Annotated in this window: 20 protein-coding genes and 1 pseudogene; 13 read left to right on the forward strand and 8 right to left on the reverse strand. The window is 71.3% G+C overall.

Annotation, left to right across the window (positions count from 1 at the left end; genetic code table 11):
- The first annotated feature begins 105 nt into the window (after positions 1-105).
- Together ACIOC0_RS25775 and ACIOC0_RS25780 are read left to right on the forward strand one after the other, a co-directional pair.
- Entirely contained in the window at positions 106-1,077 is a 972-nt protein-coding gene (locus ACIOC0_RS25775; RefSeq protein ID WP_402157886.1) for a hypothetical protein, read from the forward strand.
- Between the two features lie 69 nt (positions 1,078-1,146).
- The gene (locus tag ACIOC0_RS25780; RefSeq protein WP_402157887.1) at positions 1,147-2,067 is read left to right on the forward strand and encodes a carbohydrate kinase; all 921 of its coding nucleotides are present in this window, start codon (positions 1,147-1,149) and stop codon (positions 2,065-2,067) included.
- A gap of 100 nt (positions 2,068-2,167) precedes the next feature.
- On the opposite strand, the gene uvrA is transcribed toward ACIOC0_RS25780, so the two are convergent.
- On the reverse strand, positions 2,168-5,089 hold the full coding sequence (gene uvrA, locus ACIOC0_RS25785) for an excinuclease ABC subunit UvrA (protein WP_402157888.1): 2,922 nt from the start codon (positions 5,087-5,089) through the stop codon (positions 2,168-2,170).
- A 223-nt stretch (positions 5,090-5,312) separates the two neighbouring features.
- On the opposite strand from uvrA, the gene ACIOC0_RS25790 reads away from it, so the two are divergent.
- Both ACIOC0_RS25790 and ACIOC0_RS25795 read left to right on the forward strand, forming a co-directional pair.
- Positions 5,313-5,999: a maleylpyruvate isomerase family mycothiol-dependent enzyme gene (locus ACIOC0_RS25790; protein ID WP_402157889.1), complete on the forward strand. Its 687-nt coding sequence runs from the start codon at positions 5,313-5,315 to the stop codon at positions 5,997-5,999.
- A 9-nt stretch (positions 6,000-6,008) separates the two neighbouring features.
- Positions 6,009-6,662, forward strand: a complete 654-nt coding sequence (locus tag ACIOC0_RS25795; RefSeq protein ID WP_402157890.1) for an MBL fold metallo-hydrolase — start codon at positions 6,009-6,011, stop codon at positions 6,660-6,662.
- 555 nt (positions 6,663-7,217) lie between these two features.
- Here the strand turns inward: ACIOC0_RS25795 and ACIOC0_RS25800 are convergent.
- Together ACIOC0_RS25800 and ACIOC0_RS25805 are read right to left on the reverse strand one after the other, a co-directional pair.
- Positions 7,218-8,849, reverse strand: coding sequence for an MFS transporter (locus ACIOC0_RS25800; RefSeq protein WP_402157892.1), 1,632 nt, complete (start codon positions 8,847-8,849; stop codon positions 7,218-7,220).
- Between the two features lie 94 nt (positions 8,850-8,943).
- Positions 8,944-9,966, reverse strand: a complete 1,023-nt coding sequence (locus ACIOC0_RS25805; protein WP_402157893.1) for an NAD(P)/FAD-dependent oxidoreductase — start codon at positions 9,964-9,966, stop codon at positions 8,944-8,946.
- Here ACIOC0_RS25805 and ACIOC0_RS25810 point away from each other — a divergent pair.
- The 7 genes and pseudogenes from ACIOC0_RS25810 (at position 9,965) to ACIOC0_RS25840 (ending at position 15,657) form a co-directional block, all read left to right on the forward strand.
- Positions 9,965-10,315 carry a hypothetical protein gene (locus ACIOC0_RS25810; protein ID WP_402157894.1) on the forward strand — a complete coding sequence of 117 codons (351 nt, stop codon included), beginning with the start codon at positions 9,965-9,967 and terminating at the stop codon, positions 10,313-10,315. The two genes, ACIOC0_RS25805 and ACIOC0_RS25810, sit on opposite strands and share 2 nt — an antisense overlap.
- A 68-nt stretch (positions 10,316-10,383) precedes the next feature.
- Positions 10,384-11,007: a TetR/AcrR family transcriptional regulator gene (locus ACIOC0_RS25815; protein WP_355824654.1), complete on the forward strand. Its 624-nt coding sequence runs from the start codon at positions 10,384-10,386 to the stop codon at positions 11,005-11,007.
- 524 nt (positions 11,008-11,531) lie between these two features.
- Positions 11,532-12,311, forward strand: a complete 780-nt coding sequence (locus ACIOC0_RS25820; protein WP_402157896.1) for an alpha/beta fold hydrolase — start codon at positions 11,532-11,534, stop codon at positions 12,309-12,311.
- A 366-nt stretch (positions 12,312-12,677) separates the two neighbouring features.
- Positions 12,678-12,782: pseudogene (locus ACIOC0_RS25825) on the forward strand (hydrolase); the annotation flags it as partial.
- Positions 12,783-13,070: 288 nt separating this feature from the next.
- Complete coding sequence (locus ACIOC0_RS25830) at positions 13,071-13,955, forward strand: ABC transporter substrate-binding protein (protein ID WP_402157898.1); 885 nt, start codon at positions 13,071-13,073, stop codon at positions 13,953-13,955.
- Entirely contained in the window at positions 13,952-14,896 is a 945-nt protein-coding gene (locus ACIOC0_RS25835; protein WP_402157899.1) for an amino acid ABC transporter permease, read from the forward strand. Before ACIOC0_RS25830 ends, ACIOC0_RS25835 begins: the two co-directional genes overlap by 4 nt.
- Entirely contained in the window at positions 14,893-15,657 is a 765-nt protein-coding gene (locus tag ACIOC0_RS25840; RefSeq protein ID WP_402157900.1) for an amino acid ABC transporter ATP-binding protein, read from the forward strand. Before ACIOC0_RS25835 ends, ACIOC0_RS25840 begins: the two co-directional genes overlap by 4 nt.
- Positions 15,658-15,682: 25 nt before the next feature.
- On the opposite strand, the gene aroQ is transcribed toward ACIOC0_RS25840, so the two are convergent.
- Positions 15,683-16,156: a type II 3-dehydroquinate dehydratase gene (gene aroQ, locus ACIOC0_RS25845; protein WP_402158216.1), complete on the reverse strand. Its 474-nt coding sequence runs from the start codon at positions 16,154-16,156 to the stop codon at positions 15,683-15,685.
- An 84-nt stretch (positions 16,157-16,240) separates the two neighbouring features.
- Between aroQ and ACIOC0_RS25850 the strand changes: the two genes are divergently transcribed.
- Positions 16,241-17,287 carry a S66 peptidase family protein gene (locus ACIOC0_RS25850; protein ID WP_402157901.1) on the forward strand — a complete coding sequence of 349 codons (1,047 nt, stop codon included), beginning with the start codon at positions 16,241-16,243 and terminating at the stop codon, positions 17,285-17,287.
- Positions 17,288-17,348: 61 nt separating this feature from the next.
- Positions 17,349-18,653, forward strand: coding sequence for an MFS transporter (locus ACIOC0_RS25855; protein WP_402157902.1), 1,305 nt, complete (start codon positions 17,349-17,351; stop codon positions 18,651-18,653).
- Here the strand turns inward: ACIOC0_RS25855 and ACIOC0_RS25860 are convergent.
- From ACIOC0_RS25860 to ACIOC0_RS25875, 4 genes are all read right to left on the reverse strand, one after another.
- Complete coding sequence (locus ACIOC0_RS25860; RefSeq protein WP_402157903.1) at positions 18,643-19,743, reverse strand: calcium:proton antiporter; 1,101 nt, start codon at positions 19,741-19,743, stop codon at positions 18,643-18,645. The two genes, ACIOC0_RS25855 and ACIOC0_RS25860, sit on opposite strands and share 11 nt — an antisense overlap.
- Before the next feature lie 120 nt (positions 19,744-19,863).
- Positions 19,864-20,865 (reverse strand): TerC/Alx family metal homeostasis membrane protein, encoded by a 1,002-nt coding sequence (locus tag ACIOC0_RS25865; protein ID WP_402157904.1) that lies wholly within the window; start codon positions 20,863-20,865, stop codon positions 19,864-19,866.
- Between the two features lie 268 nt (positions 20,866-21,133).
- Positions 21,134-23,173: a TerD family protein gene (locus ACIOC0_RS25870; RefSeq protein ID WP_402157906.1), complete on the reverse strand. Its 2,040-nt coding sequence runs from the start codon at positions 23,171-23,173 to the stop codon at positions 21,134-21,136.
- 76 nt (positions 23,174-23,249) lie between these two features.
- Entirely contained in the window at positions 23,250-23,828 is a 579-nt protein-coding gene (locus ACIOC0_RS25875; protein WP_351099059.1) for a TerD family protein, read from the reverse strand.
- Between the last annotated feature and the right edge of the window lie 162 nt (positions 23,829-23,990).

The raw sequence follows: 23,990 nt of genomic DNA on the forward strand, positions 1-23,990 counted from the left end.
GCACGCCCTACGGATGTGAAGGCGTCCCGCGCCCTCCTGGGGTGCCCGGCCACCCACGCGAACGGTCTGACCAGCCGTCGTGCGCATTCACAGAAAGGCCCCTGCATGCCGCATGCCCCTCAGCACGTGGACGCCGACGCCGAGTCCACCGCCGCGGACGCCGTGGCGGATCTGGAAGCGGCCCTGCGGGGCGGCCCCTTCCACGTCGCCCTGCGGGCCGCGATCGCGGCCCGGGGGCTGCCCCTGCAGCGTGTGCAGCACCATCTGTCGCGGCACGGGGTCAAGGTCGGCGTCACCAGTTTGAGTTACTGGCAGCAGGGCGCTCGCCGACCGCAGCGCCCGGAGTCCCTGCGGGCCGTGCGCGCGCTGGAGGAGATCCTGCGGCTGCCGGAGGAGTCGCTGATCCGGCTGCTCACGGAGACCGGCGCGGATCTGGTCGCCGGGCAGCCCGCGGGACGCTCCTACCGGGCGCTCATGGCGGCCTCGGACGTCCTGGAGAAGCTGTTCGTCGAACTTCAGTGCCCTCTCGACGACGGGCTCCACACGCTCGGCCACCATGAGCGGGTCCGGATCGGCGGGCGCCGCGAGCTGCTCGGACGCGAGTCCCAGCACATCGTGCGGGCCCACCGCGACGGCGTGGACCGCTTCGTCGCCGTCCACCACGGGGACCCTGGCTGCGTGCCGGAGCGGATGGCGGTGCAGGCCCTGGAGAACTGCCGCACCGGCCGGATCCGCCGCCACCACGACACCGGCGTCCTGGTGGCCGAGCTCCTCTTCGACACCCGGCTGCGGGCCGGCGAGACCTTCCTCTTCCGCTACGGCGTGCGGGACGGCACCGCCGGGGCGTGCCGCGAGTACGTCCGCGGTTTCGACGCACCGGGCGGCCAGTACGCCCTCCAGGTCCGTTTCGCCGAGGACGCGCTGCCGGTCCGCTGTCACCGCTTCTCCCGGCACTCCCCCGCCGCCCCGCGCAGCGGCCGTCAGGAGCTGCCGTTCAGTCACCGGCACCGCTCGGTCCACCTCGTCGAGCCGCGGGTACGGTCGGGCATGCTGGGCATCGGCTGGGACTGGGAGTGAGCGAGCCCGCGCCCCGCCGGCCGCTGAGCCGCTGATGCCACCGAGCTCTTCGTGGAAGGAAACCACCCTGTGATCGTCGTCGCCGGTGAGGCCCTGATCGATCTGGTGCCGCAGGACACGGGCGCCCTCGCGGCGCTGCAACCGGCGCCGGGCGGCGGCCCGTTCAACACGGCCGTGGCCCTCGGCCGGCTCGGCTCGCCGACCGCCTTCTGCTCGCGCGTCTCCCGGGACGCCTTCGGCGAGGCGCTGCTCGGCCGGCTGCGCGAGTCGGGCGTGGACGTCTCGCCGGTGCGGCGCGGCCCGGAACCGACGTCGCTCGCCGTCGCCACCCTCGACGGCGACGGCTCGGCCGCCTACTCCTTCTACGTCGACGGCACCGCCGACCGCCTGTTCGCCGCGCCGGCCGGGCTGCCGGCCGGGACGCGCGCGGTGTCGTTCGGCACCTGCTCGCTCGTCCTGGAGCCGGGCGCGAGCGCGTACGAGGAGCTGATGCGGGACTCGGCGGCGCAGGGGCTGTTCACCGCGCTCGACCCCAACATCCGGGCCGGTCTGATCCCGGACGCCGACGCCTACCGGGCCCGCTTCAAGAGCTGGCTGCCCTCGGTGACCCTGCTCAAGCTGTCGGAGGACGACGCCCGGTGGCTGGGCGGCACTCCGCGCGAGTGGCTGTCCGCCGGTCCGGCGGCCGTCGTGGTCACGCACGGCGGCGACGGGCTCACCGCCCATACCGGCTACGGCGGCGAGTACGCCGAGTACACGGTGCCGGGCGAGAAGGTCGAGGTCGTGGACACGATCGGGGCCGGCGACACCGTGAACGCGGCCCTGCTGCACGGGCTCGCGATGCGCGACGCGCTGTCCCCGGCCGCGGTGGCGGCACTGGGCCGCGACGGCTGGGACCGGCTGCTGCGGTTCGCGGCCCGCGCTGCGGCGGTCACCTGTTCCCGGCCGGGCGCCGAACCGCCGTACGCGTCCGAACTGGGCGACCTGTAGGGGTTGTCAGCCGGCGGACGCCCGGAGCGCGCGGCGGTGCGCCGGTCACGGACGGCGGCCCGCGGGGAGTTCCCGCGGGCCGCCTCGGAGCGCGGGCTCCTTACCGCTTGGCCGCCGCCTTCTTGCGGGCCGTCGTCTTCTTGGCCGGCGCCTTCGCGGAGGGCGTGGCGTCGCTGATCTTCTCCGGCGCGAGGATCTCGCGCAGGAACTTGCCGGTGTGACTGGCCGGGACGCCGGCGACCTGCTCGGGCGTGCCCTCGGCGACGACCACGCCGCCGCCCGCGCCGCCCTCGGGTCCCATGTCGACGACCCAGTCGGCGGTCTTGATCACGTCGAGGTTGTGCTCGATGACGATGACCGTGTTGCCCTTGTCGACCAGGCCGGAGAGGACCTTGAGGAGCTTGCTGATGTCCTCGAAGTGCAGACCGGTGGTCGGCTCGTCCAGGACGTAGACCGTACGGCCGGTGGAGCGGCGCTGCAGCTCGCTGGCGAGCTTGACGCGCTGGGCCTCACCGCCGGACAGGGTGGTCGCGGACTGGCCGAGCCGGACGTAGCCGAGGCCCACGTCCTTGAGGGTGTTGAGGTGGCGGGCGATCGCCGGGACGGCCTCGAAGAACTCCGTGGCCTCCTCGATCGGCATGTTCAGCACGTCGGCGATGGACTTGCCCTTGTAGTGGACCTCCAGGGTCTCCCGGTTGTAGCGGGCCCCGTGGCAGACCTCGCACGGGACGTAGACGTCCGGGAGGAAGTTCATCTCGATCTTGATGGTGCCGTCGCCGGCGCAGTTCTCGCAGCGGCCGCCCTTGACGTTGAAGGAGAAGCGGCCGGGCATGTAGCCGCGGACCTTCGCCTCGGTGGTCTCGGCGAACAGCTTGCGGACGTGGTCGAAGACGCCTGTGTAGGTGGCCGGGTTGGACCGGGGGGTGCGGCCGATGGGCGACTGGTCGACGTGGACGACCTTGTCGACGAGGTCGTCGCCGTCCACGCGGGTGTGCCGCCCCGGCACGTTCCTCGCGCCGTTCAGCTCGCGGGCGAGGTGCGTGTACAGGATGTCGTTGACCAGGGTCGACTTCCCGGAGCCGGACACGCCGGTGACCGCGGTGAACACGCCCAGCGGGAAGGAGACGTCGATGTCCCGCAGGTTGTTCTCGCGGGCGCCGTGCACGGTGAGCTGCCGGGACGGGTCCCGGGGGCGCCGGATCTCCGGCAGCGGGATCGCCTTCTTGCCGGACAGGTACTGCCCGGTCTGCGACGCGCTGTTGGCGAGCAGTTCCTTCAGGGAGCCGCTGTGCACGACCTCGCCGCCGTGCTCGCCGGCGCCGGGGCCGATGTCGACGATCCAGTCGGCGACCTTGATGGTGTCCTCGTCGTGCTCGACGACGATGAGCGTGTTGCCCATGTCCCGCAGCCGGACGAGGGTCTCGATCAGCCGGTGGTTGTCTCGCTGGTGCAGGCCGATGGACGGCTCGTCGAGGACGTAGAGGACGCCGACGAGGCCGGAGCCGATCTGGGTGGCCAGCCGGATGCGCTGGGCCTCGCCGCCGGAGAGCGTGCCGGCGGCGCGGTTCAGGGAGAGGTAGTCGAGGCCGACGTCGACGAGGAACTTCAGCCGCTCATTGACCTCCTTGAGGACCCGCTCGGCGATCTTCTTGTCGCGGGCGTCGAGCTTGAGTTCGCCCAGGAAGTCCGCGCAGTCGCTGATGGACATCGCGGAGACCTCGGCGATGGACTTGCCCATGATCGTGACCGCGAGGACGATCGGCTTCAGCCGGGTGCCCTCACAGGTGGGGCAGGGCACCTCGCGCATGTAGCCCTCGAAGCGCTCCCGGCTGGCGTCACTCTCGGCCTCGCTGTGGCGGCGCTTGACGAACGGGACGGCGCCTTCGAAGGGCGTCGTGTACACGCGCTCGCGGCCGTAGCGGTTGCGGTAGCGGACCTCGATCTGGGTCTTGTGGCCGTGCAGGAGCGCCTTCTTGGCGCGCTGCGGCAGGCCGGCGAAGGGGATGTCCGTCCGGAATCCCAGCGCGTCGGCGAGGGCGCCGACCAGCCGGCCGAAGTAGTCCTTGGTGTGGCCGTGCGACCAGGGGTGGATGGCGCCCTCGTCGAGGGACTTGTCCTCGTCGGGGACGATCAGCTCGGCGTCGACCTCCATACGCGTGCCGATGCCGCTGCACTCGGGGCAGGCGCCGAAGGGCGAGTTGAAGGAGAAGGAGCGCGGCTCCAGCTCCTCGAAGGACAGGTCGTCGTAGGGGCAGTACAGGTGCTCGGAGTACATGCGCTCGCGCTCGGGGTCGTCCTCGGGGAGGTCGACGAAGTCGAGCACGACCATGCCGCCGGACAGGCCGAGGGCGGTCTCCACGGAGTCGGTGAGCCGGCGCTTGGCGCTGCCCTTCACGGTGAGACGGTCGACGACCACCTCGATGGTGTGCTTCTCCTGCTTCTTCAGCGTGGGCGGGCTGGACAGCTGGATGGTCTCGCCGTCCACGCGCGCGCGGGAGTAGCCCTTGGTCTGCAGGTCGGCGAACAGGTCGACGAACTCGCCCTTGCGCTCGCGCACGAGCGGCGAGAGCACCTGGAAGCGGCTGCCCTCCGGCAGCTCCAGGACCCGGTCGACGATGGCCTGCGGCGACTGGCGCGTGATCGGGCGGCCGCACTCGGGGCAGTGCGGCTTGCCGATGCGCGCGAAGAGCAGCCGCAGGTAGTCGTACACCTCGGTGATGGTGCCGACCGTGGAGCGGGGGTTGCGCGAGGTCGACTTCTGGTCGATCGAGACGGCCGGGGAGAGGCCCTCGATGAAGTCGACGTCGGGCTTGTCCATCTGGCCGAGGAACTGGCGGGCGTACGAGGAGAGCGACTCCACGTAGCGCCGCTGGCCCTCGGCGAAGATCGTGTCGAAGGCCAGCGAGGACTTGCCCGACCCCGACAGGCCCGTGAAGACGATGAGCGAGTCGCGCGGGAGGTCGAGCGAGACGTTCTTGAGGTTGTGCTCGCGCGCTCCACGGACGATGAGACGGTCGGCCACGCCGGTCCGCACCTTTCTTGAGAGAAGTGACAGGGGCGGGGCCCCCGTCTTTCTCAGACTAGGGGGAGCCACTGACAACGCCGGTCGGGATGCATGGGTTCACAACAATCCCCGGCTCTCCAGCATGCCCGACGTCGCCCCCGACCATATAGCACGCACATTCGATTTACGGGCGCTCTCCGCCTCCTTCACCCGAAGGGGTGGCGGGACTAGGGTCAGCAGCATGATGGATCACGCTCATGACCTGCTGTGTGTACAGGACGCGACGGAGCGGCTGCTGACCGCGGTCGCCAAGCTGGACGACGCGTCCATGACGAGTTCGTCACGTCTGCCCGGCTGGAACCGGGGCCATGTCCTCGCCCACCTCTCCCGCAACGCGGACGCCCTGGTGAACGTCCTGGCGGGCCGCCCCATGTACGTCGACGCCGCCGCCCGCGACGCCGACATCGAGCGGGACGCCCCGCGCCCGCTGGAGGCGCACCTCACCGACCTCCGGGAGAGCGCGGCCCGCTTCCAGGAGGTGGCCGACATGCCCGGCGACTGGTCGCGCACGGTGGAACTGCGCAACGGCGTCACCGACTCCGCGTCCCGGCTGCCCTTCCGACGGTGGGTGGAGGTCGAGCTGCACCACGTGGACCTCGGGATCGGGTACGAGCTGGAGGACCTGCCGGAGGAGTTCACCGAGCGGGAGACCGGCTTCCTCGCGGACCGCTTCGCCGGCCACCCCGACGTGCCGCCGACGCGCCTGACGGACGGCACGCGCGCGTGGCGCACCGGCCGGCCGGGCGACGCCCCGGAGACGGCCGTCACGGGCGCCCCGGCCGACCTCCTGGGCTGGCTCGCCGGCCGCCGCGACGGAGCCGCGCTGACCGTGTCCGGCGGAACTCTTCCGGCGCTTCCCCCGCTATAGGCTGCCGACATGACGTACAGCGGAGAGGTGCGGGTCGGCGGCCCGGCGGACGTGCACGAGCTGAAGGACCTGATGATCACCAAGATCGCGGTCGGTCCGATGAGCAACAACGCCTATCTGCTGCGGTGCCGGGCCACGGACGAGCAGCTGCTGATCGACGCGGCGAACGAGGCGCGGACGCTGCTCGGCATGATCGGTGACGACGGCATCGCGTCCGTCGTCACCACCCACCAGCACGGCGACCACTGGCAGGCGCTCGCCGACGTGGTCGCGGCCACGGGCGCGCGCACGTACGCCGGCCGCGAGGACGCCGGGGGCATCCCCGTGCCGACGGACGTGCCGGTCGACGACGGCGACGTCATCCGGGTGGGACGCGTCGTGCTGACCGCGCGCCATCTCGTCGGGCACACCCCGGGTTCGATCGCCTTGGTCTACGACGACCCGCACGGGCACCCCCACGTCTTCACGGGCGACTGCCTCTTCCCGGGCGGTCCTGGTCGGACAACACGTCCGGAAGAGTTCAACTCCCTGATGGACGGCCTGGAGACCAAGCTCTTCGCCGTCCTGCCCGACGAGACGTGGATCTACCCCGGCCACGGCAACGACACCACCATCGGCACGGAGCGCCCCCACCTCGCGGAGTGGCGCGCACGAGGCTGGTGACCGTCCAACGCCGACCGCTCCAGTTTCGAACCGAAGCAGGGGCGGTCGCGCATCCAGGTCCGTCCGCGCTCGGGAGGGTCATGCCCCACGGATCGTGGCCTCCAGAGCACCGCACCGATGCCGGCAGCGATGACCGCCATGGTCAGGGGGACGGTTGCATGGGCTGCGGTCTGCCGGGCGGGTTCAACTGGCAGGCAGCGGAACCTCCCCCTTCTCCGCAATCCATCCCTTCGGCTCCCAGCCGTACTACGGGCGCGAAACACCCGCACGCAGCTGGAGGCCGCGCTCAAGCGGCCTGCGACCGCCGCTGTCACTTCACGCCTTGGCCTCCGGGCCGCCCCGGAGGAGACCCCGGGGCGGCCCGGAGGCCGAGGACGGTGACGTGTTCCGGCAGAGGATCCGCGTGGCTGTGGACCGTGGACGACGCCCGCGCCCTGCGCGTCTCGCGCCGCCGGGGCTCCTGCCTGACTCGCCTGGCGGGTGATCCGGCGGAGTCGGTGCCCGGCGACCCGGCGGACTCGTCCCCGGCGATCCAGTGGACGCCCCGCCGGCGATCTAGCGGGTGGCCCCGGTGTGCTCCCGCACAGTGGCCGCCTCGTTCGCCGTCGTCCCGGCTCCCGGCTCGGCGTTGTGCTTCGCGAAGCCGCGCCGGCCCGGCAGGACGGCGAGGACGATCGCCGTTCCGGCGGCCATGATGATCCCGCCGATGAGGCTGGTCTGGGCGACTCCGTGAGCGAAGGCCTGGTGGACGGCGTCCACGGCGGCCTGGGCCTGCTGGGGCCCGGCAGCGGGATCCTGTGCGACCCGCTCCGCGACGGCCAGGCCGGCGCCGACCGAGTCCTTGGCGGTCTCCATCGCCTCCGCCGGGAGCCGGTTGCCCACCAGATCGGTCAGCTCGTCCCGGTAGGCCGTGCCCAGCAGCGAGCCCAGCACCGCGATGCCCAGCGCTCCGCCCAGCTCCAGCGCGGTGTCGTTGACCCCGCCGCCGACGCCCAGCTCGGACTCGGGGAAGGAGCCCATGATCGTGTCGGTCGCCGGGGAGATGGCCAGTCCGAGCGCGAGGCCCAGCATCATCATCGGCGCCACGAAGTCCCCGTACGTCGAGCCCTTGTCGATCTGGGTGAGCAGGAACATGCCCGCCGTGCCGATGGCCAGGCCGGTCACGACCATCGGCTTCACGCCCAGCTTCGGGGTGAGCATCCCGGTCAGCGCGGACCCGAGGAACACCGCACCGGCCAGCGGCAGCAGCCGTACACCCGTGTCCAGGGCGCCGTAGCCGAGGACGAACTGCAGGAACTGCGTCGCGTAGTAGATCACGGCGAACATGCCGAAGAAGAAGAACAGCACCGCGAGCATCGAGCCGCTGAAGGGCCGCACCGCGAACTTCCGGACGTCCAGCATCGGGTGCGGGTGCCGCAGCTCCCAGGCGACGAAGGCGACCAGACCGACAGCGGCGACCACGGCGGCGGTGACGGGGCCGACGCCCCAGCCGGAGTGCGGGCCCTCGATGGCGGCGTATATCAGGGAGCCGACGGTGACGATCGACAGCAGACCACCGACGTAGTCGATCCGGCCCATGCCCTGCGCCTTGGACGGCGGCACCAGGGTGAGCGCGCCGACCACGCCGAGGAGGGCGATCGGCACGTTGATCAGGAAGGTCGAGCCCCAGGCGTGGTCCTCGAGCAGCCAGCCGGAGACCAGCGGGCCGACGGCGACCGCCAGTCCGGAGGTCGCGGCCCAGGCGGTGATGGCCTTGGTCCGCTCACTCCGGGGGAAGGTCGCGACCACCAGGGACAGCGTGGCCGGCATCACGACCGCGGCACCGACACCCATGATCGCGCGGGCCACGATGACCAGCGAGGTCTCGTCGACCATGCTCCCCATCACCGAACCGCCGGCGAAGATCAGCAGACCCAGCACCAGCGCGCCGCGTCGGCTGTACTTGTCGCCGATCGCGCCCAGCACCAGCATCAGCGCCGCGTACGGAACGGTGTAGGAGTCGACGACCCACTGCAGATCACTGCTGCTCAGGCCCAGATCGGTGGTCATGTCGGGGGCGGCGACGATCAACGACGTGTTCGCCATCACCGTGATCAGCAGGCTCAGACACAACACGAGCAGCGCCCACCAGCGCCGCGCGTACGGCTCGGTCATCTTCTCCACGGGGGTATGTGCAAGGAAGGGCATCAGTAGCTCCTGAGAGGGGCGAGGCGGACGAGCGGAATCATTTGATTGCCCGGGAGGGGAGCGGGCGGCGGGCTGAGATCTCAGGGCTTCGAGATCATCCTGTGGCCCCGTGTGGGCTTGCCTCGGCGATTCCCCGGAGGGCCGCGTCGGTGTCCGCAGTGGCCAGCATCCTGTTGATGTAGTCGCCGGCCAGTGCGCCGGCCGCTGCGGAGGCGCCGACCTGGGCGACCGGATCGGTGGCGTTGCCGGCCACCCACACACCCGGCACCTCGGTGGTGCCGGCCATGCCGGAGGCGAAACCGCGGCCCATGTTGTCCGGCAGGTCCCGCACCGGCAGGCCCAGACCTTCCAGGCCCTGAGTGCGGGCCTGCATCTGCGGGGTGACCGCGAGGACGCGGCGGGCCACGACCTGACCGTCGGCCAGGCGCACCCCGGCGAGGGCACCGTCCTCGTCGTTGACGACCTCGGTGACCGGGGTGTCGATGATGCGGATGCCGCGGGCGGCGAAGCGGGCGCGGCTGTCCTCGTCCAGGTCGCTGCCGTGGGTGAAGTAGGTCAGGTCCTCGGTCAGCTGGCGGAACAGATACGCGTGGCCGATGGAGGCCGGGCCGGTGGCGAGGATGCCGAGGGGCTCGTCGCGCATCTCCCAGCCGTGGCAGTACGGGCAGTGCACCACACTGTGTCCCCAGTGCTCGGCGAGCCCGGGCACCTGTGGCAGCACATCCGTGAGGCCGGTGGCCACCAGGATGCGGCGGGCGGTGATGCTTCGGCCGTCGGCCAGAGTGACGGTGAACCGCAGGTCCCCGTCCGCCGACGGGGCGGCGGACTCGGCCGAGACCACCTCGCCGAACACGACGCGTCCACCGTACTGGCGCACCTGCTCCCGGCCCCGTCGAAGGATCTCGGACGGCGGGGTGCCGTCCAGGACGATGAAGCCGTGCATGGCCTCCGCGGGCGCGTTGCGCGGGGAGCCGCTGTCGATCACGACGACCGAGCGGCGGGAGCGGGCGAGGATCAGTGCACCGTTCAGCCCCGCGGCGCCCCCGCCGATCACCACCGCGTCGACGGTCCCCTCGGCCAGTGCGTCGCTCGCGTACGGAGGAGTTGCCACAGCCATGGCCTCCTGCCTTTCCTTATCAGTCATGGTTCGGTCAACCCTTCGAGTTCCGGGTGGCTGGAGGGGGTCAGCTGTTCAGGAAGCCGAGGATGTGGTCGGCGACCGTCTTGGGCTGTTCGAGGTGCAGGAAGTGCCCCGCGCCGAGGACAGCCCGACGTTCGTGATGTACAGATCCAGTCCGGCGATGAAGCTCGCCGCCGCCAGGAGCGCGAGGATCAGACCGGGCCTTGCCGGCCTGGAAGGCGTCGCAATGCCGGGCGGCGCGGAGGAGTGCGGGGCATGGGTTGCCTCCCATCGCGCCCGGCGTGCACGCACCCTGTCCGGTGAGGTCAGGATGGTTGTGTACTGAACAGTCAGAAACCTAGATGGTTCTGTACTGGGTTGTCAATAACGGCGGGTCGGCTTTACCTTCGGTGTATGGCGAGACCACGAAGCTTCGACCGCGACCACGTCCTCCATGCCGCCGAGCGGCAGTTCCGCGCCTCGGGCTACAACGGCACGAGCGTCGACGACATCAGCGCCGCCACCGGCCTGGGCCGCGGCAGCCTCTATGCCGCGTTCGACGGCAAGCACGGCGTGCTGCTGCAGGCGATGGCCGGCTACTTCGCCCGGCTGGCGCAGGGTCCGCGGAAGATGCTCGCCGGACCGGACGAGGGCGCCCTGGAACGACTGCACGCGTACTTGCTCCGCGCCGTCCACGGGGTGCCACTCGCCGCCGACGTACCCCCCGCGTCCGACCGGGCGGGGGCGGCCTGCTTCGCCGCCAAGATGGCCCTGGAGATCGGCGCCTCCGACGCCGAGGTGAAACGCCTGGCCAACGACTGCTTCTCCGTGGTCGCGACGGCGGTGGCCGAGTGCGTGCGAGCGGCGCAACGCAACGGCGACATCGACCCCGACGCGGACCCCGACGACCTTGCCTACCTTCTGCTGACCATCATCCGCGGGACCGATGTCGTAGGCGCGTACGGCCACAGCCCTGACCGCCTGACTTCGATTGCGGAGAGCGCGTTCGCCTTGCTGCCTCGCCCGCGTCACCGCTGAGAAGGGCACGGTCGGCCTCGCTGCACAGGCATCTGCTGCGGTCGGCCCACTTCGACGCCGCGGAGGCACGGCCCGTAGGTTTACGCGCCGCCGTGACCTCGAGGCGACGCTCGTCGAGGCTCTCTGGGTTCGTGTGCCCAGCCAGCGCACCACACCTTGCGCCCCCTGACCTGGCCGAATGGCCCGTACGGTGCGCCGATGAGGGGCACCTCGAAACCGAGCACGTCGCACAGCCGCGTCCGGAGCATTGCCGCCTCCTCCCGGCACCGCGATCGAGCGGAGCTGGCCGTTTTTTCCAATCTGCCCCGGTGACCGGGTGTGCGCACTGCGGTCAGCGGCGGCAGTCGGCCAGGAGTGCTCGGAATGGTCAGGAGCCGCAGCACGGAGCCGAGCCAGCGCCCGGGGCGACGTGGCCGGTTGCCAGGCGGAGGTGACCGGAGGCTCCTTCGGGCGGTGTCCGAACCCGTTCCCCGATGAGCGCCCGAATCATCACTTTAATTACAAGATGCTCGTATCATGGAAATATGCCGGAGATTCAGCTCGCCAGCAGCCGCCGTGGCACAGGGTCGCCTCTGGTTGTGATCCGGCAGTTGGACCGGGAGGGCTGGCCGCCCGTTATCGATCTGCTGGCCCACGAACGCGAGGTCGTGGCCGTCGACCTTCCGGGATTCGGCGACAGCCCACCGCTACCGGGCACAATGCCCACCGTCCAGGCACTGGCCGACGAGGTCGCCCTGTGGTTCTCCACGGTCGGCCTCACTCGCCCGCCCGTCGTGGGCAACTCGCTCGGCGGAGCCGTCGCACTCGAACTCGCCCGGGCCGGCCACGTCGCCAGCACCGTCGCCCTGTCCCCCATCGGCTTGTGGACCGGCCCCGGGGCCGCCTACGCCCTCGGCTCGCTCCGCTTCGCGCGCACCATGGTGCAGACCCTCGGCCCCCGCACGGCACGGCTGACCAGAAGCCCGCTGGGTCGAACACTCGCCTTCTGGCAACTCGCCGCACGTCCCTGGCAGATGACGGCAGAGGCAGCCGACGGCGCCCTGCGCAACCTGGTCCGCTCACCCGGCTTCGAAGCAACCCGCCGGGCAGCCCGCACCTACCGGCTCACCGGCTTCACCCCGAGCGTCCCGGTCACGGTCGCCTGGGGCACCCGAGACCTTCTGACACCCCGGCACCAGGCCCACCGCGCAGCCCAACTCCTGCCCGCAGCCCGCCATGTGCGACTGCTCGGCTGCGGTCACTCACCCATGTCCGACGATCCCAGCCGGATTGCCCGCCTCCTGCTGTCCACGAGTACCGGCTGAGGCAGAGGAGTCGGCGTCCTGCTCAAGTCTTAACAACAGCCACCACTGACATTCGGTCGGGCGCCACAAGAGAGGGAACAGAGGGGCGGCCCGGTTCATCGGCGGCAACTCGGCCCAGTTCCGGGCTGTACGTGAACCGGTTGACGTACAGCGGCCGCCGCCCACGGCGGCCGGGCTCGCGCGTGACCGCAACGGAAACCGCACCCGAGGCTGCCTGGCCGTTCGTTGTACCACCGCGCATGCCGGGCTTTGCCGCCCGGGGAGCGACGCGAGAGCTGGCGAAGGAGCGGTTCAGGCGGCGTCGGGGGCGCCCTGGTGGGCGCTGAGCGCGTCGGCGGTGCTCGGGTAATGGGGCAGGAGGCTGTCGACGTTCTCCCGGACGAGACCTGGGTCTATCCCGGCCACGGCGACGACACCACGCTGGGCGCCGAGCGTCCGCACCTTCCGGAGTGGCACGCACGCGGATGGTGAGCAAGGGGGCGCGCACTGACACTCGCGCGCCCCGTGTGAACGACGTGCACGCGCCGGGGCCGTACGCACACTCCCCGCCCCACCTCGTTGCGCGGTCAACTGGTCACAGCCCCGCGCGGGATGACGGCTCCCGCTCGGACGGGCCGCCGGCCTACGTTCCCCGCCCTCGGCCGGCGGCCCAGGCCCTGCTCGCGCCGCTGTTCACGCGGCTGCAACACCCGTTCCCAGCATGCGGACAAAAGGCCGATTGACCTCGACAGACGCGGAATTCGCTGCCAATCTCCCGCCATGCATCCCGCCCCGCGCACCCTGCGCCGCGCCGTCGCCGGCGTCACCGTAGCCCTCCTCGCCACCGCCGTCGGCTGCGCACCGCAACCGGAGGAGAAGACCGCCGCCGCGCCGTCCGGTGCGGCCGAGAACGCGTGCGCCAAGGGCGCGCTGCCCACCAGGACCTCCGGCAAGCTGACGGTCGCCACCGACACGCCCGCGTACGAGCCGTGGTTCAAGGACGACAAGCCCGCGAACGGCGAGGGCTTCGAGTCGGCGGTCGCGTACGCCGTGGCGAAGCGGCTCGGCTACGGCAAGGACGCCGTCGTCTGGCAGAGCGTGCCGTTCAACAAGGCCTTCGCGCCCGGCGAGAAGACCTTCGACTTCGACGTCAACCAGGTGTCGATCAGCGCCGAGCGCAAGCAGGCCGTGGACTTCTCCTCCGGCTACTACGACGTGCGCCAGGCGGTCATCGCGCTGAAGGGCTCCAAGGCCGCGGGCGCGAAGAGCATCGCCGACCTCAGGGGCCTCAAGCTGGGTGCCCAGGTCGGCACGACCAGCCTCGGCTACATCGACGACGTGGTGAAGCCGACGCGCGCCGCCGCCGTCTACGCCAAGAACGACCAGGCCAAGTCCGCGCTGAAGAACGGCCAGGTCGACGCCGTCGTCACCGATCTGCCGACCGCCTTCTACATCACCGCGGCCGAGGTCACCGACGCCACGGTCGTCGGCCAGTTCGAGAACCACGGCGGTACGCCCGAGCAGTTCGGGCTGGTGCTCGACAAGGGCAGCGCGCTCACCCCGTGCGTCTCGTCCGCCGTGGACGCCCTCCGCGCGGACGGCACCCTGGCGAAGATCGAGCAGCAGTGGCTCTCCGACGCCGTCGACGCCCCGGTCCTCAAGTGACCGTCGTCGAGGAGCAGTCCGGCCCCGAAGACGCCGGGGGACCGGACGGAAGCGGTGACCGGAAGCCCGGCAGCGGCGCGGACGCCCAGGACGACGGGTACACGCCCTCGCGGCGACGGCTCGAGCGGGAGCGCTACAAGCGCACGCGTGGCCGCCGCGCCACGGCGCTCGCCGCCGTGTCGACCCTGGTCACCGCCGTCGTCCTCTACCTGGTCGTGGTCAGCGCGCCCGGCTGGCCGCGCACCAAGGAGACGTTCTTCGACGGGCGGTACGCGCGCGAGGCGCTGCCGAAGGTCCTGGACGGACTGTGGCTGAACGTACGCCTGCTGCTCGTCTGCGGGGCCGCCGTGCTGGTGCTCGGCATGCTCATCGCCGTGGCCCGCACCCTGCGCGGCCCGGTGTTCTTCCCGCTGCGGGCGCTGGCGGCCGCGTACACGGACTTCTTCCGCGGACTGCCGCTCATCATCAACCTGATGATCGTGGTGCTGGGCGTCCCGGCGCTGCGCCTGCAGGGCGTCACCGTCGACCCGGTCCTGCTCGGCGGCACGGCACTCACCCTGACGTACTCCGCGTACGTCGCCGAGGTGTTCCGCGCCGGCATCGAGTCCGTGCATCCCTCGCAGCGTGCCGCGGCCCGCTCGCTGGGGCTGACCAACCGGCAGGCGCTGCGGCACGTGGTGCTCCCCCAGGCCGTGCGCCGTCAGGTGCCGCCGCTGTTGAACGACCTGGTCTCGCTCCAGAAGGACACCGGTCTGGTGTCCATCGGCGGAGCGGTCGACGCGGTCCGGGCCGCCGACATCATCGTGGGCCGCAGTCTCAACTACACGCCGTACATCGTCGCGGGACTGGTCTTCGTGGCGCTGACCATACCGATGACCCGCTTCACCGACTGGGTGACGGCCCGGATGGACCGTCAGCGGGCCCAAGGAGGACCAGTATGAGCGCGACGGCCCAGGACGGCTCGCCCGTGTTGCGGATGGAGTCCGTCCGCAAGACCTTCGGCGGCTCCGTGGTGCTGCGCGACATCGACCTGGAGGTCGCTCCGCACACGGTGACCGCGCTGATCGGCGCCTCCGGCTCCGGCAAGTCCACGCTGCTGCGCTGCGCCAACCTGCTGGAGGACATCGACGACGGGGCGATCTGGCTGGACGGCGAGGAGATCACCGACCCGCGCGCGGACCAGGACGCGGTACGGCGCCGGATCGGCGTGGTCTTCCAGGCCTACAACCTGTTCCCGCACATGACGGTGCTGGAGAACATCACGCTCGCCCCCCGCCGTGTGCACGGCGTACCGCGCGCCCAGGCCGAGGAACGTGCCCGGGAGCTGCTGGAGCGGCTCGGGTTGGGCGGGAAGGCAGGTGCTTACCCGGACCGGCTCAGCGGCGGCCAGCAGCAGCGTGTCGCGATCGTGCGCGCCCTCGCCGTACGCCCCCGGCTGCTGCTGCTCGACGAGATCACGGCGGCCCTCGATCCCGAGCTGGTGGGCGAGGTCCTGAACGTCGTCCGCGATCTGAAGGGCGACGGCATGACCATGGTGCTGGCCACGCACGAGATGGCCTTCGCGCGTGAGGTCGCCGACCAGGTCTGCTTCCTGGACGGCGGCGTGGTGCTGGAGCGCGGCACCGCCGAGCAGGTCTTCGGCGACCCGCGGCAGGAACGCACACGGCGTTTCCTGCGGCGCACCGGAGCAGGGGCTCTGTAAGGGACGTGGCCCAGGAGGCCGGTGCTTACGCGTCGGCCTGCGCCGCCCCCGCCAGCGCCGCCACCCGCTCCACGCCGAAGACGTACCCCTGCACGCCGCAGCCCGCGATGACGCCGTCGGCGCGCAGGGAGACGTAGGAGTGGTGCCGGAACGACTCGCGCCGGTGGATGTTGGAGATGTGGACCTCCAGCACCGGCAGGCCGTCGCAGGCGTTGAGCGCGTCCAGGATCGCGACCGAGGTGTGCGAGTAGGCGCCGGGGTTGATGACGATCCCGCAGTGGTTCAGCCGCGCCTCGTGGATCCAGTCCACCAGCACGCCCTCGTGGTTGGACTGCCGGAAGTCGACCGTGCCGCCGTGCGCGGCCGCCGCCTTCGCGCACAGCGCCTCGACGTCGGCGAGCGTGTCCGAGCCGTAGATCTCCGGCTGGCGCTGCCCGAGGAGGTTCAGGTTGGGACCGTTGAGGATCATGATCGGGGCGTTGGCCAGGGTGCGGGGCACGGGGTCCTCCGGTTCGGTGAAGGCGGGCTGCTCCTCCCCGTTTATCACGATGCGGCGCCGCGCCACCGGCCCTACCCTCCCGGCATGACCATGATCTCGTACCCTCCCAAGCCCTCCCCCGGTGACCGCATAGCCGTCGTCTCGCCCGGCGCCGGTCTGCCCGGACTCTTCCCTCGCCCCTTCGAACTGGGCCTGGAGCGGCTGCGTGAGGACTACGGGCTCGTACCGGTCGAGTACCCGGCCACCCGCACGATGGGCGCGACGCCGCAGCAGCGCGCCGACGACCTGCACGCCGCGTTCGCCGACCCGGACGTCAAGGCGGTCATCGCGTCGATCGGCGGCGACGATCAGATCACCGTGCTGCCGTTCCTGGACCGGGAGTTGATCCGGGCCAACCCCAAGCCGTTCTTCGGGATGAGCGACAACACGAACCTGCTGATGTATCTGCGCAACACGGGGATCGTCGGCTACCACGGCGCGACCGTGATGACCGCGCTGGGCCGGCCCGTGCGCATGGACCCGCTCACCGCGGACTCGCTGCGCGCCGCGCTCTTCACCTCGGGCGAGTACGAACTCCGGCCCGCCGAACGGTGGAACGACGTCAACCGCGACTGGGCCGAACCTGCCACCTTCGACGCGGAACCGGAGACCCGGCCCGGCGGCGGATGGATCTGGCGGAACGCCGACCGCGTGGTGGAGGGGCGCAGTTGGGGCGGCTGTCTGGAGATCGTGGGCTGGCTGCTCATGGCCGACCGGGAGATCGCGCACGACCTCTCCGAGTACGACTCGGGGGTGCTGCTGCTGGAGACGTCCGAGGAAATGCCGAGCGGCGAGGAGGTCTTCCGGGTCCTGCGGAACATGGGCGAGCGCGGGCTGCTCCAGCGCTTCTCCGCGCTGCTGATGGGCCGGGCGAAGACCTGGTCCTTCGAAAGACCCAACAGCCCCGAGGAGGCCGACCGTTACGCGGCCGAACAGCGCGACGCCGTCCTTCGCGCGATGCGTGTGTATGCCCCCAACACCATGATCGTCTTCGACGTGGACTTCGGCCACACCGACCCGCAGTTCGTGATCCCCTACGGGGGCCTCGTGCGCGTCGACGGACCCGCCCGGCGCATCACCGTCACGTACTGACGAGGACGGCGCGCCTCCGCACGCCCCGTAACCATCGGTCACCGTGGGTGGTTGACGCGGCATGCACGACGTACCCACCGTGAGGACGCCCTCCATGCCGCGGCTCGCGGCCGCCTCGCTCGCCGGGACGGCCATCGAGTTCTACGACTTCTTCGTCTACGGGACCGCGGCCGCACTGATCCTGGGGCCGCTGTTCTTCCCGACCTTCTCCCCCGCGGCGGGGACGCTGGCCGCGTTCGGCACGTTCGGCGTGGGCTTCGTGGCACGGCCGCTGGGGGCGGTGCTCTTCGGGCACGTCGGGGACCGGCACGGACGCCGGCCGGTCCTCGTCGTCTCCCTGCTGCTGACCGGCGGCGCGACGGTCGCGGTCGGGTGCGTACCGACGTACGACACGATCGGTGTCGCCGCTCCCCTGCTGCTGCTCGGGCTGCGGTTCCTGCAAGGGCTGGGGCTCGGCGGGGAGTGGGGCGGCGCCGTCCTGCTGACCGCCGAGCACGCGCCCGCCGGGCGGCGGGCCTTGTGGTCGAGCTTCCCCCAGATCGGGCCGGCCGTGGGCTTCGTGCTCGCCAACGGCGTGGTCCTCGCGCTGTCGGTGACGCTGAGCGAGGCACAGTTCGCGCAGTGGGGGTGGCGGGTGCCGTTCTGGGCGGCGGGAGCGCTCGCCGCGGTCGGGCTGTGGCTGCGCTCCTCCCTCCCGGAGAGCCCTCGGTTCCTGGAGCTCGACGACCACGCGCGCGTGCCCCTCGTCGAGGTGCTGCGCTCCCACTGGAGGCTCGTCCTGCTGACCGCCGGCGCGCTCGCCGTGGGGTACGCGATCTTCTACACCGTGACGACGTGGTCCCTGGCCTACGCCACCGAGCGGCTGGGAGTGAGCCGGAACGTCATGCTGGTCTGCGTGATGGCCGCCGTGGTGGTCAAGGGGGCGCTGACGCCGCTGATGGCCCTGCTCGGCGACCGCCACGGGCGGCGGCCGCTGTGCCTCGTCGGGTGCGCCGCGGCCGCCCTGTGGATGTTCCCGATGGTCGCGCTGCTGGCGACCGGTGAACCGCTGCCCATGTTCCTGGGCATCGCGGGGGCGCTGATCGCCTTCGTCACGATGTTCGCCGTGATCGCGGCCTATCTGCCGGAGCTGTACGAACCGCGCGTGCGCTGCACGGGCGCGGCGGTCGGGTACAACCTCGGCGGTGTCCTCGGCGGCGCGCTCACCCCGCTCGCGGCGACGGCTCTCGCCGAGCACGGCGGGCGGGTCCCCTGGGGCGTGGGGGCGTATCTGACGGGGGTCGCACTGCTCAGCCTCGGCTGCTTCGCCCTGTTGCCGGAGACGCGGCCGGCGCCCGCGACGGTGGCGCGGGCGGCTATGGATTGAGCGCCAGCTCCAGGTACGCCGCGAAGATCACCAGGTGCACCCCGCCCTGGAGCGGGGTGGCCCGGCCGGGCACCACGGTGAGCGAGGCGACGACGACGGTCAGCGCGAGCAGCACCATGTGGGTGGCGCCGAGGCCGAGGACGAGCGGCCCGGAGAGCCAGACCGAGGCCAGGGCGACCGCGGGGATGGTGAGGCCGATGCTGGCCATCGCGGAGCCGAGCGCGAGGTTGAGGCTGGTCTGCACACGGTCGCGGCGGGCGGAGCGCAGGGCGGCGATGGTCTCGGGGAGCAGGACGAGCAGGGCGATGACCACGCCCACGACGGCGGCGGGCAGTCCGGCCGCCTCGACTCCGCGCTCGACGGTCGGCGAGACGCCCTTGGCGAGGCCGACCACACCGATCAGGGCCAGGCCGAGCAGCCCGAGGCTGATCAGCGCGGTCCGGGAGGACGGGGCGTCGGCGTGGTCGTCCGCGGTGATCACGTCGCCGTGCCGGGTGACGGGCAGGAAGTAGTCGCGGTGCCGCACGGTCTGCGTGGCCACGAACAGGCCGTACAGGGCGAGTGACGACAGTGCGGCGAAGGTGAGCTGGACGCCGGAGAACTCCGGTCCCGGCTTGCTGGTGGTGAAGGTCGGCAGGACCAGGCTGAGCGTCGCCAGCGTGGCCACGGTGGCCAGGGCCGCGCCGGTGCCCTCGGGGTTGAAGACCGCCGTGCCGTGCCGGAGCGAGCCGACGAGCAGGCACAGGCCGACGATGCCGTTGCAGGTGATCATCACGGCGGCGAAGACGGTGTCGCGGGCGAGCGTGGAGCTCTTGTCACCGCCGTCCACCATCAGCGTGACGATCAGGGCGACCTCGATGATCGTCACGGCGATGGCGAGCACCAGCGAGCCGAAGGGCTCGCCGACCCGGTGGGCGACGACCTCCGCGTGATGGACGGCGGCCAGGACGGATCCGGCGAGGACCGCGGTCACGACGGCGACGATCACGCCGGGCAGGTCCCGGCCCCAGGTCAGGACCAGCAAGACGACCGCGAGCACCGGTACGAGGAACGTCCAGCGGGCCGTGACCGACCTGAGCCGAGCCCTCATGCTGCGATGCTCCCGGAGCGGTACGAGCAGCGCATTCCAGCCGCCGGGACGGCCTGCCGGAGCGTGAGGCGCCGGGGGCGGCGCCCGGCGAGGTGCCGGGCGCCGCCTCCGAGGGCCGCCTCAGACATCGGCGCTGTCCTTCGGAGCGCCTTCGTCCGCCTGCTGAGCCTCCTCGGCCGCCGCCTGCTTCTTCGACGCCCGGAGGCTGGTGATCGTGGTGACGATCAGGACGGAGCAGATGACGCCCAGCGAGACCGGGATGCTGATCTCGGGGACGTGCACCCCGGACTCGTGCAGCGCGTGCAGCACCAGCTTCACGCCGATGAAGCCCAGGATGACCGACAGGCCGTAGCTGAGGTGGACCAGCCTCTTCAGCAGGCCGCCGATGAGGAAGTACAACTGGCGCAGACCCATCAGCGCGAACGCGTTGGCCGTGAACACGATGTACGGGTCCTGCGTCAGGCCGAAGATCGCGGGGATGGAGTCCAGGGCGAACAGGACGTCCGTGGAGCCGATCGCCAGCATCACGACCAGCATCGGGGTCATGACCCGCTTGCCGTTCTGCTCGATCCACAGCTTGGTGCCGTGATAGCGGTCGGCGACGCCGAACTTGCGCTCGACGGCCTTGAGCAGCTTGTTCTCCTCGAACTCCTCGTCCTCCTCGTCGGCCCGGGCTTCCTGGATGAGCTTCCAGGCCGTCCAGATCAGGAAGGCGCCGAAGAGGTAGAACACCCAGGAGAAGCTGGCGAGGATGGCGGCGCCGGCAGCGATGAAGATCGCGCGCAGCACCAGGGCTATGAGGACGCCGATGAGCAGGACCCGCTGCTGGTACTGAGAGGGGACCGCGAACTTCGCCATGATCAGGACGAAGACGAAGAGGTTGTCGACGCTCAGCGACTTCTCGGTGATGAAGCCGGCGAAGAACTCGCCGGCGGGCTGACCGCCGCCGAACAGGAACAGTCCGAGCCCGAAGAGTCCGGCGAGGACGATCCAGACGATCGTCCAGATGCCGGCTTCCTTGAGCGACACGTCGTGCGGTTTGCGGCCGATGAAGAAGTCGACCGCGATGAGGGCGGCCAAGCCCACGATGGTGAGGACCCACAGGCCCACTGAAACATCCACTGCGCCTCCGGCAGTACGTAACGGCAGGTGAACAGCGTCGTCGCGCTGCCGGAGGTCTCTTCCACCCCGGGCCCCGGCACGCCGGAGCGCGTGGGACCACACGGGCCGACGCCCCGGGATCTGACCTGATCCGTATTGACGGGTACGCCGCAGCAGACAGGGAGTACTCCCCTCCGTTGAGAAAGACAGTACCCCAATCACCAAGGATTGGTAAAGGGACTGGCAAAAGAAAGGCCAAATCTGCTGGTCAGAGTGGCTTTACCGGGCTTTACCGACTCCGTTGCCCGCGGGCCTGGGCGACCTGTGCCAGCACCGTGTCGAGCACCCGGCTGCCGGGCGGCGTCAGTGTCGGCTCGTACGTCCAGGCATGCCCGACCCAGGGGTCGGCGAGGTGGTCGTCGGGCACCGGCGTCAGACGCATCAGCCCGCGCCAGAGCGGATCCAGCAACGGTCCGTAACCGGCGGCGTCCTCCCGGTCGGCGACCATCATCAGGTGGACGCCGACGGCCGGTCCCTCGTCCGCGAGATAGCGCAGCTGGTTGACGGCCCGGTCGTCGAAGCCGTGCGGGAAGTCGTTGACCACCAGGAGCTGCTGGGAGGTGTCGAAGCCGGGCGGGAGCGAGTCGGCCGCACCGCCGCGCACCGCCATCTGCACCAGGTCGACACGCTGGGTGAGACGGGCGAGCACGTCCGTCACACCGGCCGCGCCGACCGCGGGCGGACCGGCGAGCACACCGGCCCGCACCAGCGGCGCCAGGCTCTGCGCGCCCGACCCGGCCGGATCGATGACGTGCACGGTGAACTCGTCCGCAGGATGCACCGCCAGCAGCCGTGCCGTGTGCGCGACGGCCGAATCCAGGGCGAGGCGGCGCAGTTCGTGGGAGTCGAAGAAGGTGCCGTCGACCGACCCCGTCCGCCCGCTGTCGATCCACAGGCCCCGCTCCAGCGGCAGGCGGATCAGCATCGGTATGCGCAGCCGGTCGCTCTCGGGCAGGTGGAGGTCGCCCAGACGCAGGGCCATGGGCATCTCCATGGGGACGCGGTAGGCGTGCCAGACCGGGTTGTCCCAGCGCGCGTACGCCGGCGGCAGCGCCGGTTCCACCACGTCCGCCTCGGCGGCGAGCTGGGCGAGGTCGCGGTCCAGCACCTGACGTGCCTGGTCGACGAGTTGGCTGTGCTTGGCGCGGGCCGTCTCCCGGGCGGCGTCGCCCTGTCCGCCGATCCGGCTGCGCGGGTCGGACAGGACCTCGTCGAGCTCCTTCTCCATACGTGTGTCGGCGAAGTCGACGGCGCTGCGATAGGCGGCCGTGGTGCGGGCCAGGTCCTCGAACATGCCCCACACCTGGTTGTAGAGCCGCTCCTCCATCGACCAGCCGGTGGCGTCGCCCGCGACGGGCTGGGCGGGCTGCCCGGGCCGGGCCGGGGGCGCGGTGGGCGGTGGCGGCGGAGCGGTGTTCTGCCGGCGCGGGTGGCTGTAGTTGATGGGGCCGCCGGCGGGCGTCTGCGGCGGCGTGGGCGGCGTGTTCGTGGGTGTGGGGGCCGTGACGTAGTCGGCCGGTGGTTCTGCGGGAGTCTGCGGGGGCTGTGTGCCCTGCGGACCGCTTGGGGGCGGGCCGCCGTAGGGGCCGGGGTTGCCCTGGGGGTGCTGTCCGTTGTGGGAAGCGTCGCTCTGGCCGGGTCCGGGCGCGGGGCCGGCCGGCTGCCGGGAGCGGCCGCCGTCGGACGGGCGCGGGGGCGGGGCGGGCACCGAGCGGGCCATGCCCTGCTCCACCGCCTTGAAGATGCCGGCCGCGAGCTGCCGGGCCTGCGGCAGGCCCTGGTCGGCGAGGAGTTCGGCGAGACCGCCCGCGTAACCCTGGCCGATGGCCCGCACCTTCCAGGCGCCCTGGCGCCGGTAGAGCTCCAGGGCGACGACGGCGGACTCCGCGGTCAGGCCGGTGATGGTGTAGCTGGCGACCTCTGTTCCGTCGAGGCCGGTGACCGCGACGAAGGGGGCCGGGACGGAGCCGAAGCTCGCCGGCCCCGCGATGCCCGTGGGCAGGGCGAGCAGGACTCCGACGCGGTGCACGGCCTCGGCGACGGCGTCCAGGTCGACGGCGAGGCGGTGCTCGGCGGCGGCCTGGCGAGAGACCTCGACGCCGGGCAGGAGGGGCGAGCCCGGGTGGGCCACCCATTCCACTCCGTGCACCGTGCCGTTCTCGTCGCCGAGCGTGGCCCCCGCCACGATCGGCGTGCCGGCCGAGACCCTGATCTCGAGGCGGACCTCGGCAAGCGGGTGGTTCTGTCCCCGCACCAGCTCGGCCGTCATCGCCTGTCGTCCCCCTGCGTCGCGTCGATCGCGTCGGTCGTGTGTGGTGTTGTCGTGTGCCGCCAGGCCCGTTGCCCTACAGCGCCGGGAGGATCGCGGGCATCAGGTCCTGGAAGGTACGGCCGTTGGCCGGCGTGCCGAGGGCCGTCATGTTCCAGCCCGAGCCCGCCCGGTGCACCTTCGCCATGATCTGCGCCGTGTAGGCGCCGCCGCCCGCGAGCGTGTAGCGGGCCAGCTCCTGGCCGTTGGTCTCGTCGACCAGACGGCAGAACGCGTTCTGCACCTCCTGGAACGTCTGGCCGGTGAAGGAGTTCACCGTGAAGACGATCTGGTCGATGTGGACCGGCACGCGGGACAGGTCGACGAGGATCGCCTCGTCGTCGCCGCCCTGGCCGACGCCGCCGACGAGGTTGTCGCCGGTGTGCCGGACGGAGCCGTCGTCGCTCACCAGGTGGCGGAAGAAGACGACGTCGACCGGCTGCTTGTCCGCGAAGAGGACGGCGGAGGCATCGAGGTCGATCTCCCTGGTGCGGGAGCCGAACAGGCCGCGCCGAGGGGCGGCCTGCCATCCGAGACCCATGCGCACCGCGGTCAGGCTGCCTCCGTCGTTCTTCTGAAGACTGATGGCCTGACCCTTGGTCATGTTGACGGTCACGCGCTGATTCCCCTCTCGGCTGTCCCCTGTTGCCGCGGACCCCGCGGTTGACGAAAACCCTACGCAAGGGCACTGACAGTGCCGTACCCACGCCCGGACTTTGTGTCGTTCTTGCAACACAGCGCGTGCCGCGGCGCGGCCGCTCAGACCTCTTCGGCCTCT

This window comes from Streptomyces sp. NPDC088254 (assembly GCF_044740925.1).
Lineage (GTDB): Bacteria > Actinomycetota > Actinomycetes > Streptomycetales > Streptomycetaceae > Streptomyces.